Source organism: Bacillus sp. NMTD17 (assembly GCF_002998735.1).
GTDB lineage: Bacteria > Bacillota > Bacilli > Bacillales > Bacillaceae > Bacillus.
On record NZ_PVRH01000001.1, the window covers coordinates 796,996 to 810,323 of the forward strand.

Below are 13,328 nucleotides of genomic sequence, written 5' to 3' on the forward strand. Positions count from 1 at the left end.
GTGAGCATAAGCTGCAGTCTTTTTAGTGCAAGCGCCCAATCTTTACAACCTGAATGAAAAATTGTAATCTAAGGGAGAAGTGAACAACGTCAAAAGGGCCGGGTGATCGTGATGAATGTAGAGGTAGAAAAGGTCATCATTGTAGAAGGTAAAACAGACAAACAAAAGCTAAAAGAAGTCATAAGTGAACCTGTTACCATCATTTGCACCAATGGCACGATCAGTACATCGAAGCTGGATCAGCTCGTAGACGAATTATTGGGGAAAGACGTTTACATATTAGCAGACAGTGACGATGCAGGCGACAAACTGCGGAAGCAATTTCGAAAAGAATTCCCTGAAGCATTTCATCTTTTTGTCGACAGAACGTACCGCGAAGTGGCCGCTTCACCGTCAGCCCACATTGCATCTATCCTATTAGCTGCAAACATTGATGTTCATTCGAAATATTTATGAGGGTGGACGTATATGAAAGAGATTGAAGAACACGAATTCAAGGAGATAAAGGACGATTTATTTCTTTTATACTTATATACACCGTTTTGCGGAACATGTCAGCTGGCAAAGAAAATGCTGGCTGTCGTAGACACCATGCAGCCGGATGTACCTTTTTATGAAAATAACTTAAACTACTCACCAGGCTTTGCGAAGGCTTTTGAGATCGAAAGCGTTCCTTGCTTTCTACTGTTTAAAAAAGGTGAGCTGGTGCAAAAAGGCTATGCCTTTCACTCCGTACCATATCTTCATGAAATGATTGAAACCGCTAAATAAAGCGGTTTTTTGTCATATTTCAAGCAATTCATCTGAAAATTTGTCGAGTTATTTATAAAGGACAAGCGAATGTTTGTAGAGAAATGTTATGTATAACCAAATGACAGGGAGGTTATACATGTGGAAAAAGTGAAAACCCATGGAAACACAGGGCAGCGATTATTGCTAAAACCGCTGCTCTCATCATCATCCTTGAAGATTACATTTGAGGCGGAAACTGACTCTTGTACATTGATTGTGGATGAGCGTGGTGAAGTGAAGAAACTACCTGCAATTGAGTTATCGGATCTCATCTTTTATGGTGAGAGAAAAGAAATACTTCAATTATTAGATGGAGATATGTCCTTACAGCAGTTAATTAGCAGGGGACAAGTGAAAGTAAAAGGGTCATTCCGTGCGCTCCTAAGACTAGAGGCGGTACTTTGGCTGACGAACGGTTTTTTTCGAAAAATGATAACTTAGTCGTTTACTTGGAAATTAGCGATTTACAGCGTTGACATATCTCGGGTGGCATGATATTCTACGTTAGTAAAAACATGAACATCACATAAAACAACATATTTTCTCTTATTAAGAGAGGTGGAGGGACGTGCCCTATGAAACCCGGCAACCGTCAGCATAGCTGAAATTGGTGCCAATTCACTCAAAGTCGCAACGCTTTGAAAGATGAGAGAAAGGCGTATTTGAAATAAAAGGCCTTTCTGCTTGCGTTGCAGTTAGGTCTTTTTTACTGATCTGGCAACAGGCTAGAGTCATGACAGCACGAAGAATAAATGAACGTATGTGATGGCAACCTATAGATTCAGCAAGAAAGCAGGTGAGCAGACTGTGATCCATTTACAGAATGTATCAAAAACGTACTACTCAAAAAGTGGAAATGTTGACGCAGTAAAAGACGTCAACTTAGATATTGATAAAGGTGAAATATTCGGAATTATCGGGTATAGCGGTGCCGGAAAAAGCTCGCTTATTCGCCTATTAAACGGTCTGGAGCTGCCAACAGAAGGAATTGTTGAAGTGGCAGGCAACCGGATCAATGAAGTATCGAATGCGAAACTTCGGAAAGCAAGACAAGAAATCAGCATGATTTTCCAGCACTTTAACCTACTTTGGTCAAGAACAGTGAGACAAAATATTATGTTCCCGCTTGAGATCGCAGGTGTACCTACATCGAAACGGAGAGAGCGTGCGAATGAACTGATTAAATTAGTCGGTTTAGAAGGAAAAGAAAATGCGTATCCGTCTCAGCTTAGCGGCGGACAAAAGCAGCGTGTGGGGATTGCGAGAGCATTAGCAAATGATCCAAAGGTTCTTCTTTGTGACGAAGCAACATCAGCGCTTGATCCGCAAACAACGGATTCTATCCTTGATCTTTTAGCGGATATCAATAAACGTTTAGGGCTGACAATTGTGCTCATCACACACGAAATGCACGTCATTCGCAAAATTTGTCATCGCGTCGCGGTCATGGAAAATGGACGCATTGTCGAAGAAGGCGAAGTATTACGCGTCTTCAGACAGCCGAAGGAAGAGATGACGAAGCGATTTGTACAGCAGCTTGCTGAACCAGAGGAAGCGAAAGAAACAATCGAACACGTCTTAGAGCGAGTAAAAGAAGGTCAGGTCGTACGGTTGTCCTTTATTGGCGATTCTGCCGAGCAACCGCTCATCACTGAAATCATTCGATCCTTCAAGGTCGATGTAAACATCCTTCAAGGAAAGATTTCTCAAACGCAGGAAGGCGCGTTTGGAACACTCTTTATCCATATTAATGGAGAAGAGACCGAGGTTGAAAAAGCCATCGCCTATATCCAAAGTAAACAGGTTGAAATTGAGGTGATGACACATGTTTGAGAAATGGTTTCCGAACGTTGACCTAGATGTGATTTGGAATGCAACGGGTGAAACGGTGTACATGACACTCATTTCATTGGCATTTGCTTTTGCAATCGGGATTATCCTAGGACTCCTGCTCTTCCTTACAGGAAAAGGCGGTCTTTGGGAAAATAAACCGATCAATGCTGTCATCGGTGCAGTCGTCAACATTTTCAGATCGATTCCTTTTATCATCTTAATTATTCTTTTATTAGGGTTCACGAAATTCTTAATGCATACAATTCTAGGTCCAAATGCAGCACTCCCTGCCCTTGTCATTGGGTCAGCTCCATTCTATGCACGTCTTGTCGAAATTGCACTGCGTGAGGTAGACAAAGGAGTCATTGAAGCAGCACGGTCAATGGGAGCGAAAACGTCGACCATCATTTTCAAAGTATTGCTGCCAGAATCATTGCCAGCCCTCATTTCAGGTATTACCGTAACAGCGATTGCTTTAATTGGCTCAACTGCGATTGCAGGTGCAATTGGAGCAGGCGGACTTGGTGACCTTGCTTATGTGGAAGGATACCAATCTGGTAATACAGATGTCACACTTGTAGCTACTGTGTTTATTCTCATCATCGTCTTTATTATTCAAATAATCGGTGATTTGATTACAAATAAAATTGATAAACGTTAAGGGAGGATTTATTCATGAAGAAATTGATTTTAAGTGCACTATTTCTAGCATTTGCAGGCATCTTAGCTGCATGCGGTTCATCTAATAACGCAAGTGATAGCAAAACCATTACGGTTGCCGCTTCAAAAACACCACATGCCGAAATTCTTGAAGAAGCAAAACCACTTCTAAAAGAAAAAGGCTACGATCTAAAAGTGAAAGTACTTAGTGATTATAAAATGTACAACAAAGCGTTAGCTGAAAAAGAAGTGGATGCAAACTTTTTCCAACATATCCCTTACTTAAATGAAGAAAATAAATCAAACAAAGATTACAACCTAGTTAGTGCTGGTGCGGTTCACCTTGAGCCTTTCGGTATCTACTCTAAGAAATACAAATCAGTAAAAGATATTCCAAACGGCGGAACGATCATCATGACAAACAACGTAGCTGAACAAGGCCGTATGCTTGCACTATTGCAAAATGCTGGTGTCATTAAGATTGATCCTAAAGTTGATACAATCAACGCAACAGTAAAGAACATCAAAGAAAACCCGAAGAACCTAAAGTTCAAAAAAATCGCTCCTGAACTAACAGCGAAAGCTTATGAAAACAGTGAAGGCGATGCTGTGTTTATTAACGTCAACTATGCGATTCAAAATAAATTGAATCCGAAAAAAGATTCAATTGAACTTGAGCAAACAAAGAACAACCCATATGCAAACATCGTGGCGGTTCGCAAAGGTGAAGAAAAATCAGATAAGATCAAGACATTAATGGAAGTTCTTCACTCTGATAAAATCAAAGAATTCATCGACAAAAAATATGACGGTGCTGTACTACCGGTATCTGAATAACAATGTGTTAACCTCGCTTTCATCAAAGCGAGGTTTTTTTGTGTATTTTTTCAAATCTCGCTCATAATAAAAATGTACAAATGACCTGAAGGGATGGAATGAAGATGAATGAACAGCATATGAGCGGATCCATGCAGCAATCACTGACTGATTATAAAACGGCAATGGGTGAATTTCAGAAGAAAATGCCGGTGTTTGGGAAGAAATTCAATGAATTTACGGAGCAATGCTTTCAGAGCGATTCATTAACGCAAAAGGAAAAGCAAATGATTGCCCTTGGCATCAGTATTCATGCACAGGATGAATACTGCATGATTTATCATACAAAGGGAGCGCTCGATCAAGGCGCGACAGAAGAGAATTTGCTGGAGGTTGTCAGCGTGGCGGCAGCATTTGGCGGCGGGGCAGCACTGAGTCAAGGGATTACTGTCGTTCAGCAATGTATTGATGAATTTGGAGGACAGACGCATTAAGGGAAGGATAAGACGGTATTTTTCCATATCAGGGAGTTGAGTCGTTCTCAGCCGATTGTGTGAGAAAATATGCCAGCATAGAACGTCATATCCCTTTTGAGTGAAGCCGCATGTCTTTGATATAATAAAGCTACACTCAAAGAAGGGAATGGTTTATTATTTGTTCGGACCATAGTACACTGGGATTGGATTATACCGCCGAGATGGAAAAGGCCATGCATAAAGCTCACGGCATGAGCTATGCAGAGTACGAAAGAGACCATGACTTACGGATGAAAGTGGAATATAAACGAGAGCAGTCCTATCGAGATGAGAAAAGACAGCTCGCAAAAATGAATATACGAGGCTATTAAATAGCTCAGGGACGGGGAGAACAGTTTCCCGTCCTTTCTTTATGAAAACAGTCTTTTCGACATAAATCCTTTTATCTACCGGCTTTTTTTGTTAGAATTTTGAGAGCATCCTCTCACGTATATCGTGAATGTGTTGTATTCACTTTTAATTTGTTATAAAATTAGAATGAGAATAAATTGAGAATAATGATTATTTTGGAGGTATCGATATATGACTGCTTCGACATTAACAATTAAGGACTTGCACGTTGAGATTGAAGGGAAAGAAATCTTAAAGGGTGTAAACCTCGAGATAAAAGGTGGAGAATTCCACGCAGTAATGGGACCAAACGGTACAGGTAAATCAACTTTATCTGCTGCAATTATGGGACACCCTAAATATGAAGTAACAAAAGGCAGCATTTTGCTAGATGGCGAAGATGTACTTGAAATGGAAGTAGATGAGCGCGCTCAAGCAGGTCTTTTCCTTGCGATGCAATACCCATCTGAAATTAGTGGTGTCACAAATGCGGACTTCCTTCGTTCTGCTATTAACGCTCGCAGAGAAGAAGGCGATGAAATCTCTCTGATGAAATTCATCCGCAAAATGGACGAAAACATGGAGTTCCTTGAAATGGACCCAGACATGGCGCAGCGCTACCTAAACGAAGGTTTCTCAGGCGGGGAGAAAAAACGCAATGAAATTCTTCAATTAATGATGATTGAACCAAAGATTGCGATTCTTGACGAAATCGATTCTGGTCTTGATATCGATGCTTTGAAAGTGGTTTCTAAAGGAATTAACAGAATGCGCGGCGAAAGCTTCGGCTGCTTAATGATCACTCACTATCAGCGTCTACTGAACTACATCACACCAGATCATGTTCATGTCATGATGCAAGGACGTATCGTGAAATCTGGCGGACCAGAGCTCGCGCAGCGTTTAGAAGCAGAAGGCTATGACTGGATTAAAAAAGAGTTAGGAATTGAAGACGAAACTGTTGGTCAAGAAGCGTAAGCGTTAGGAGGATTATTGATGACATTAGAAACGAAATTATCAGTAGATCAAGATTATGTCAAAAGCTTCTCCGAGAAGCATCAGGAACCGGCATGGATGAGCTCCCTTCGCTTACAGGCTCTTGAAAAAGCAGAAGACCTTCCAATGCCAAAGCCTGACAAAACGAATATTTCTAAATGGAATTTAACCAATTTCAAACAGCATACAGTCGAAAGTGCGCCATTTGGATCATTAGAAGAGCTTCCTGAAGAAGTGAAATCTCTCATTGATTTAGAGGACACGGATAAGACAGTCTACATTCAGCGTGATCAAACGCCAGCATACTTGTCTCTTTCAACGGAAGCGAAAGACAAAGGTGTGATCTTCACTGACCTTCATACAGCGATCCGCGAACATGGAGATCTAGTGCAGAAATACTTCATGACTGATGCAGTAAAAGTAGATGAGCATAAACTAACAGCTTTACATGCTGCTTTAGTCAATGGTGGAGCTTTCCTCTATGTACCGAAAAATGTAGAACTTGAAGCACCAATTCAAGCCGTCTACCTGCATGAAAATGACGACACGACTTTGTTCAACCATGTCATCGTCGTAGCAGACGACCATAGTGCTGTGACATATGTAGAAAACTACATCAGTACGGCAAAGCCGGAAGAAGCGATCTTCAATATCGTGTCTGAAGTGTTTACAGGAGCTAATGCCCGCGTCACTTACGGTGCAGTAGATAACCTTGCAGAAGGTGTCACAGTCTATGTGAACAGACGCGGTATGGCAAATGGCCGTGACAGTAAAATCGAATGGGCGCTTGGCCTGATGAATGATGGAGACGTCGTGTCTGAAAACATCACAAAGCTCATGGGCGACGGTACATTCGGTGATACAAAATCAGTTGTTGTCGGCCGGGGCAATCAAACAGAAAACTTTACAACAAGCATCATCCACTTCGGTAAAAACTCTGAAGGGTATATCTTGAAGCATGGTGTGATGAAGGATCAAGCATCCTCTATCTTTAACGGAATTGGTAAAATCGAGCATGGCGCAACGAAGTCAAATGCAGAGCAGGAATCACGAGTTCTCATGCTGAGTGAGAAAGCACGCGGTGACGCAAACCCAATTCTATTAATTGATGAAGATGATGTCACAGCAGGGCATGCTGCTTCTGTTGGACGTGTCGATCCAATTCAATTGTATTACCTCATGAGCCGCGGGATATCCAAAGAAGATGCAGAAAGACTTGTGATTTATGGCTTCTTAAATCCAGTCGTCAAAGAACTGCCGATTGAAGGAGTTAAAAAGCAGCTCGTTTCTGTGATTGAAAGGAAAGTAAAATAATGAATATCAAAGACGTTCGTGAGCAGTTTCCAATCCTTCATCAGCAAGTGAACGGACATGATTTGGTGTATTTGGACAGTGCAGCGACTTCTCAAAAACCAAGAGTGGTCATTGATGCAATGAATGAGTATTACCGGTCTTACAACTCGAACGTCCACAGGGGTGTTCATACCCTTGGCACAAAAGCAACGGACGCATACGAGGGTGCGAGAGAGAAAGTTCGTGCATTCATCCGTGCTTCATCTGTCCAGGAGATTATTTTTACTAGAGGCACAACAACTGCACTAAACACAGTGGCGATCAGCTATGCAAGAGCAAACCTCAAAGAAGGCGATGAGATTGTCATTACGCACATGGAGCATCATGCGAATATCATCCCTTGGCAGCAAGCAGCAAAAGCAACTGGCGCCACATTGAAATACATTCCGTTACAGGAAGACGGCACGCTATCGCTTGAAGATGTGAAGCAAACGGTCACACATCAAACGAAAATCGTCGCTGTCACACATGTCTCAAACGTATTAGGAACCATCAACCCGATTAAAGAGATCGCTAAAATTGCCCATGATCATGGGGCAATCATTGTCGTCGATGGTGCGCAAAGCACGCCGCACATGCAAATTGATGTTCAGGATCTAGATTGTGACTTTTTCGCATTCTCTGGGCATAAAATGTGTGGACCGACTGGCATCGGTGTACTTTACGGGAAGAAGGACCTTTTGAATAATATGGAGCCTGCTGAGTTTGGCGGTGAAATGATCGACTTTGTGGATCTGTATGATTCTACTTGGAAAGAGCTGCCGTGGAAATTTGAAGCGGGAACACCGATTATTGCCGGAGCAGTTGGACTAGGAAAAGCGATTGATTTCTTAAATGACATTGGTATGGAAGAAGTCAGCCGTTACGAGCATCAGCTTGTCACTTATGCGCTTGAGCGCTTTAAGGAGCTTGATGGTGCGACTGTTTATGGACCGCAGCACCGAGCTGGACTTGTGACGTTTAACTTAGACGACGTCCATCCACATGATGCGTCTACTGTTCTGGATACGGAAGGTGTCGCCATTCGTGCTGGACACCACTGTGCACAGCCGCTCATGAAATGGCTTGGTGTATCAGCGACTGCAAGAGCAAGCTTCTATCTGTACAATACAGAAGAAGAGATTGACGAGCTCATCGCAGCGCTCCGTAAGACAAAGGAGTATTTTACGAATGTCTTTTAATGTAAACTTAGACACACTGTACAGACAAGTGATTATGGATCATTATAAAAATCCGAGAAACAAAGGTGTGTTAAACGACAGCATTGTCGTCGATATGAACAACCCAACGTGTGGTGACCGCATTCGTCTCACGATGAAAATCGAAGACGAAAAAGTCATTGATGCGAAATTTGAAGGAGAAGGATGCTCTATTTCGATGGCATCTGCCTCTATGATGACGCAGGCGATTAAAGGGAAAGATATTGAAACAGCTTTGAAAATGTCTCAGATTTTCTCCGATATGATGCTAGGAAAAGAATACGACGATTCCATTGATCTTGGTGACATTGAGGCGCTGCAGGGAGTGGCAAAATTCCCAGCCCGCATCAAATGTGCAACATTATCCTGGAAGGCGCTTGAAAAAGGCGCATCTGCCGAAGATAACGGCAAATCATAAGATTGGAGTGAAAATGGATGGCTAAAAAAATGCCAGATGTTGGTGAATATAAATACGGCTTTTCTGATAAAGACGTTTCCATTTTCCGTTCAGAGCGCGGACTGACAAAAGAGATCGTTGAAGAAATTTCTCGTATGAAAGAAGAGCCTCAGTGGATGCTCGACTTTCGTTTGAAATCTCTTGAGCACTTTTACAACATGCCGATGCCACAATGGGGCGGAGATTTAAATGCATTAAACTTTGATGAAATTACGTACTACGTAAAGCCATCTGAGCGCTCTGAGCGTTCTTGGGATGAAGTACCAGAAGAAATCAAACAAACCTTTGATAAGCTTGGTATCCCAGAAGCAGAGCAAAAGTACTTAGCAGGTGTATCTGCTCAGTATGAATCTGAGGTTGTGTATCACAACATGAAGCAAGACCTTGAAGATCTAGGCATTGTGTTTAAAGATACAGACAGCGCATTAAAAGAGAACGAAGACATCTTCCGTGAGCACTGGGCAAAAGTCATTCCTCCGACTGACAACAAATTTGCTGCGCTTAACTCGGCTGTATGGTCTGGTGGTTCATTTATCTACGTACCAAAGGGCGTAAAAGTAGATACACCACTTCAAGCATACTTCCGTATCAACTCTGAGAACATGGGTCAGTTCGAGCGTACACTGATCATTGTTGATGAAGGCGCACATGTGCATTACGTAGAAGGCTGTACAGCACCAGTTTACACAACAAACTCTCTTCACAGTGCGGTTGTTGAAATCGTCGTTAAAAAGGGCGGCTACTGCCGTTATACAACGATTCAGAACTGGGCAAACAATGTCTTCAACCTTGTGACGAAACGTACAGTATGTGAAGAGAATGCGACAATGGAATGGATTGATGGAAACATCGGTTCTAAGCTGACAATGAAATACCCAGCGGTCATCCTAAAAGGTGAAGGTGCTCGTGGTATGACATTAAGTATTGCCCTAGCAGGTAAAGGTCAGCACCAAGATGCAGGTGCGAAAATGATTCACCTTGCACCAAACACATCTTCAACGATCGTATCGAAATCGATTTCGAAACAAGGCGGTAAAGTCACATACCGCGGAATCGTTCACTTCGGACGCAAAGCAGAGGGTGCACGCTCAAACATCGAGTGTGACACACTCATCATGGATAACAAATCAACATCTGATACGATCCCTTACAATGAAATCTTAAACGACAACATTTCATTAGAGCACGAAGCGAAGGTATCAAAAGTATCAGAAGAACAGCTATTCTACTTGATGAGCCGCGGAATTTCTGAAGAAGAAGCAACAGAAATGATCGTCATGGGCTTCATCGAGCCATTCACAAAAGAACTGCCAATGGAATACGCCGTTGAAATGAACCGTTTGATTAAGTTCGAAATGGAAGGTAGTATCGGATAACCTATATATATCAAAGGTTTGAGGGGTTTCATCTCGTGCCAACTTGGTGTCGTGCCAAGTTGAAATTACCTTTTAGTGTAGAAGGCGAACTTTTTAAGTTCGTCTTCTTCTATTTTTTCGGTTACATCAAGATAGGTATCAGCTGTTGTTTAAATTACATAGTTTGAGGAATCAAAGTAAACAACAGTTTATAATTTATTGAAAAAACATGTAAAGGGGACACATAGAATTTATGAATAAGCAAAAGCTCGCCTCGAGAATATGGGAATCCGCTAATAAAATGCGTTCAAAAATCGAGGCCAACGAATATAAAGATTACATTTTAGGATTCATTTTTTACAAGTACCTCTCGGACAATGAGGTAAAGAAATTGAAAGAACAAGGTTTTACCCAGGAAGACATAGAGGCTCTTGTTGAAGAAGATGCTGAAGTCGTAAAGTATGTCCGTGAAAATGTCGGGTACTTTATTGCTTACAAAGACTTATTCTCAACCTGGCTCAAAATGGGCAAAGATTTTGATGTGTCTAATGTTACGGATGCCTTGTCAGCGTTTAACCGTCTGATTAATCCCTCTCATAAGAAGGTATATGAGGGTATATTTAATACTTTGCAAACCGGTTTAAGTAAACTTGGTGATAGTTCCGCATCTCGAACAAAAGCTATCAGCGATCTGATTCATTTGATTAAAGATATTCCTATGGATGGTAGACAGGACTACGATATTATTGGATTTATATATGAATATCTGATTAGCATGTTTGCTGCTAATGCTGGAAAAAAGGCAGGGGAGTTTTACACTCCACACGAAGTATCTATTCTTATGTCCGAAATTGTCGCAGACCATTTAAAGGACAGAACGGAAATCGAAATTTATGACCCGACGAGTGGTTCAGGCTCCCTTTTGATAAACATTGGTCGATCAGTTGCAAAGCACATTGATGATGAAAGAAACATCAAATACTACGCGCAGGAACTGAAGCAGAATACATACAATCTCACTCGTATGAATTTAGTTATGCGTGGAATCCTCCCGGCTAATATCATAACCCGCAACGGTGACACTTTGGAAGATGATTGGCCATACTTTGATGAAAGCAACCAGGCTGAAACATACAATCCACTTTATGTGGATGCAGTTGTTTCTAATCCTCCATACTCACAGCATTGGGACCCAAGTAATAAGGAAACAGACCCGCGCTATGCACGTTTCGGACTGGCTCCAAAAGCAAAAGCTGATTTTGCTTTTCTGCTTCATGACTTATTCCATATTAAGCCGGAAGGAATTATGACCATAGTTCTTCCGCACGGTGTTTTATTCCGTGGTGGAGAAGAGGGCGAGATTCGAAAAAATCTAATTGAAGAAAATCACATTGATGCTATCATCGGACTTCCTCCAAATATTTTCTTTGGCACGAACATTCCGACAATCATCATGATTTTAAAGCAAAAGCGAGAGAATACTGATGTTTTGATTATTGATGCATCAAAAGGTTTTACTAAAATTGGCAAGAACAATAAGCTCAGAGCTTCTGATATTAAAAAGATCGTTGACATAGTAGCTGTCAGAGCAGATATTGACAAATTCTCAAAGAAAATCAACCGTGAAACAATCCGCCGAAATGAATACAACTTGAATATTCCGAGGTATGTTGATTCTTCTGAAGACGTAGAAAAATGGGACCTTTATGCTTCTATGTTCGGTGGCATCCCCATGAGCGAAATTGATAAACTTATTGAGTACTGGAGTGCTTTTCCAGAATTAAAAGAAGTACTTTTTACAAAAGGTGAGGGTCCATATACTGATTTGGCGGTCAGCAATATTGAACAGACTATCGAAGAGCATCCCGCAGTAAATGCTTTTATTTCTAATTTCAAGATTTCGTTCGAAAGCTTTGGCAGTTTCCTGAAAAGCGAGCTGATAACTAATATGGCGACACTCAATATTTCCAAAGAAAAGGCTGTTTTGAGTGATGACATTTTTGAGCGCCTTGATTCAATTCCACTTATTAACAGATATGAAGCATACCAATTGCTTGATGACGAGTGGGCAAAAACATCTGTTGACTTAGAAATAATACAAACAGAAGGCTTCAACGCAGTTAAAAAAGTTAATCCCAACATGGTTATTAAGAAGAAGGACGGCAAAGAGGAAGAGGTACAGGAAGGTTGGATCGGTCATATTATTCCGTTTGAACTTGTACAGCGAACGCTCCTTTTGGATGAATATGAAGCACTTAAGCAAAAAGAGGGTCGACTTGTTGAGATCTCCTCTGAATATGATGAAATACTTGACTCGCTTTCCGAAGAAGAAAAGGATTCCAGCGTGACAAACGATTCCAGCGATGCATTTGTCGTAAAAGAAGTTGGTGCAAAACTAAAAGAAATTTATGCTGATGTGGACACCCAGGAAATAAAGGTTCTAAAGGATTATGCCACACTCTCTAAAAAAGCCGATAAACTTGCCTTTATCAGTGCACACAACGATGTAGTGTGGTCCAATATGGATGCAAACAAAGATGGTACATATAGTAAAAAAGCAGTAAATGCTTATTTAGCAGAGCTTCAATCCGCCTTTAAATTCCCAGAGGATTCTTTTGAAGCAAAGATTGTAAAAGTAAGCAAGATGATGGCCGAAGAAAAGGAAGTAAAAGCACAGGTGAAAGCTGATGCCGCAGCATTGCATTTGAAAACAAAGGAAACCATTGAGTCGCTTTCCGACGAACAGGCTCTTGAACTCCTTGAGCAAAAATGGATTTTTCCGCTTGTGGAGAGTATTAAACAGCTTCCTAATTCGGTAATTCATGTTCTTGTAGACAAGATCAAAACCCTTTCTGAAAAGTACGCTGTCACATACTCTGCGGTCGAATCGGAGATACAGGAAAGAGAGTCTACTCTCTCGGCGCTCATCGGTGAACTTAATGGCAACGAGTATGAAATGAAGGGTCTCAGCGAACTTATGGCGCTGTTAAAGGGTGAATGA

14 protein-coding genes and 1 riboswitch are annotated in these 13,328 nt (G+C 41.4%); all 14 genes read left to right on the forward strand.

What is annotated here, in order from left to right:
- Positions 1-111: 111 nt before the first annotated feature.
- The 14 genes from C6347_RS04055 to C6347_RS04120 all read left to right on the forward strand — a co-directional run bounded on the left by C6347_RS04055 (position 112) and on the right by C6347_RS04120 (position 13,328).
- Positions 112-456: a toprim domain-containing protein gene (locus C6347_RS04055; RefSeq protein WP_003213068.1), complete on the forward strand. Its 345-nt coding sequence runs from the start codon at positions 112-114 to the stop codon at positions 454-456.
- Between the two features lie 12 nt (positions 457-468).
- Positions 469-771: a thioredoxin family protein gene (locus C6347_RS04060; protein ID WP_003213095.1), complete on the forward strand. Its 303-nt coding sequence runs from the start codon at positions 469-471 to the stop codon at positions 769-771.
- Between the two features lie 120 nt (positions 772-891).
- A complete protein-coding gene (locus C6347_RS04065; RefSeq protein WP_003212918.1) occupies positions 892-1,233 on the forward strand; it encodes an SCP2 sterol-binding domain-containing protein in 342 nt (113 codons plus the stop codon).
- Positions 1,234-1,335: 102 nt separating this feature from the next.
- Positions 1,336-1,444: riboswitch (SAM riboswitch) on the forward strand.
- Between the two features lie 155 nt (positions 1,445-1,599).
- Positions 1,600-2,625 carry a methionine ABC transporter ATP-binding protein gene (locus C6347_RS04070; protein ID WP_003213439.1) on the forward strand — a complete coding sequence of 342 codons (1,026 nt, stop codon included), beginning with the start codon at positions 1,600-1,602 and terminating at the stop codon, positions 2,623-2,625.
- Positions 2,618-3,286 (forward strand): methionine ABC transporter permease, encoded by a 669-nt coding sequence (locus tag C6347_RS04075; protein WP_003213651.1) that lies wholly within the window; start codon positions 2,618-2,620, stop codon positions 3,284-3,286. Before C6347_RS04070 ends, C6347_RS04075 begins: the two co-directional genes overlap by 8 nt.
- A 14-nt stretch (positions 3,287-3,300) precedes the next feature.
- Positions 3,301-4,122 (forward strand): methionine ABC transporter substrate-binding lipoprotein MetQ, encoded by an 822-nt coding sequence (metQ, locus tag C6347_RS04080; RefSeq protein WP_003212678.1) that lies wholly within the window; start codon positions 3,301-3,303, stop codon positions 4,120-4,122.
- Positions 4,123-4,226: 104 nt separating this feature from the next.
- A complete protein-coding gene (locus C6347_RS04085) occupies positions 4,227-4,595 on the forward strand; it encodes a carboxymuconolactone decarboxylase family protein (RefSeq protein WP_003212803.1) in 369 nt (122 codons plus the stop codon).
- Positions 4,596-4,810: 215 nt separating this feature from the next.
- Complete coding sequence (locus tag C6347_RS19185; RefSeq protein ID WP_162839378.1) at positions 4,811-4,948, forward strand: YuzK family famiily protein; 138 nt, start codon at positions 4,811-4,813, stop codon at positions 4,946-4,948.
- A gap of 211 nt (positions 4,949-5,159) precedes the next feature.
- A complete protein-coding gene (gene sufC, locus C6347_RS04090) occupies positions 5,160-5,945 on the forward strand; it encodes a Fe-S cluster assembly ATPase SufC (RefSeq protein WP_003213654.1) in 786 nt (261 codons plus the stop codon).
- Positions 5,946-5,963: 18 nt separating this feature from the next.
- Positions 5,964-7,277 carry a Fe-S cluster assembly protein SufD gene (gene sufD / locus C6347_RS04095; protein WP_066030431.1) on the forward strand — a complete coding sequence of 438 codons (1,314 nt, stop codon included), beginning with the start codon at positions 5,964-5,966 and terminating at the stop codon, positions 7,275-7,277.
- On the forward strand, positions 7,277-8,497 hold the full coding sequence (locus tag C6347_RS04100; RefSeq protein WP_060597263.1) for a cysteine desulfurase: 1,221 nt from the start codon (positions 7,277-7,279) through the stop codon (positions 8,495-8,497). Before sufD ends, C6347_RS04100 begins: the two co-directional genes overlap by 1 nt.
- Complete coding sequence (sufU, locus tag C6347_RS04105) at positions 8,487-8,933, forward strand: Fe-S cluster assembly sulfur transfer protein SufU (protein WP_008347017.1); 447 nt, start codon at positions 8,487-8,489, stop codon at positions 8,931-8,933. Before C6347_RS04100 ends, sufU begins: the two co-directional genes overlap by 11 nt.
- Before the next feature lie 17 nt (positions 8,934-8,950).
- Entirely contained in the window at positions 8,951-10,348 is a 1,398-nt protein-coding gene (gene sufB / locus C6347_RS04110) for a Fe-S cluster assembly protein SufB (RefSeq protein ID WP_034659904.1), read from the forward strand.
- A 232-nt stretch (positions 10,349-10,580) separates the two neighbouring features.
- Positions 10,581-13,328, forward strand: coding sequence for a type I restriction-modification system subunit M (locus tag C6347_RS04120; protein ID WP_106061593.1), 2,748 nt, complete (start codon positions 10,581-10,583; stop codon positions 13,326-13,328).

Coding starts and splice junctions, on each gene's coding strand:
- C6347_RS04100 (WP_060597263.1), top strand. CDS start 7,277: ATGAATATCAAAGACGTTCGTGAGCAGTTTCCAATCCTTCATCAGCAA.
- C6347_RS04060 (WP_003213095.1), top strand. CDS start 469: ATGAAAGAGATTGAAGAACACGAATTCAAGGAGATAAAGGACGATTTA.
- C6347_RS04085 (WP_003212803.1), top strand. CDS start 4,227: ATGAATGAACAGCATATGAGCGGATCCATGCAGCAATCACTGACTGAT.
- C6347_RS04055 (WP_003213068.1), top strand. CDS start 112: ATGAATGTAGAGGTAGAAAAGGTCATCATTGTAGAAGGTAAAACAGAC.
- sufB (WP_034659904.1), top strand. CDS start 8,951: ATGGCTAAAAAAATGCCAGATGTTGGTGAATATAAATACGGCTTTTCT.
- C6347_RS19185 (WP_162839378.1), top strand. CDS start 4,811: ATGCATAAAGCTCACGGCATGAGCTATGCAGAGTACGAAAGAGACCAT.
- sufC (WP_003213654.1), top strand. CDS start 5,160: ATGACTGCTTCGACATTAACAATTAAGGACTTGCACGTTGAGATTGAA.
- C6347_RS04120 (WP_106061593.1), top strand. CDS start 10,581: ATGAATAAGCAAAAGCTCGCCTCGAGAATATGGGAATCCGCTAATAAA.
- sufD (WP_066030431.1), top strand. CDS start 5,964: ATGACATTAGAAACGAAATTATCAGTAGATCAAGATTATGTCAAAAGC.
- C6347_RS04075 (WP_003213651.1), top strand. CDS start 2,618: ATGTTTGAGAAATGGTTTCCGAACGTTGACCTAGATGTGATTTGGAAT.
- sufU (WP_008347017.1), top strand. CDS start 8,487: ATGTCTTTTAATGTAAACTTAGACACACTGTACAGACAAGTGATTATG.
- metQ (WP_003212678.1), top strand. CDS start 3,301: ATGAAGAAATTGATTTTAAGTGCACTATTTCTAGCATTTGCAGGCATC.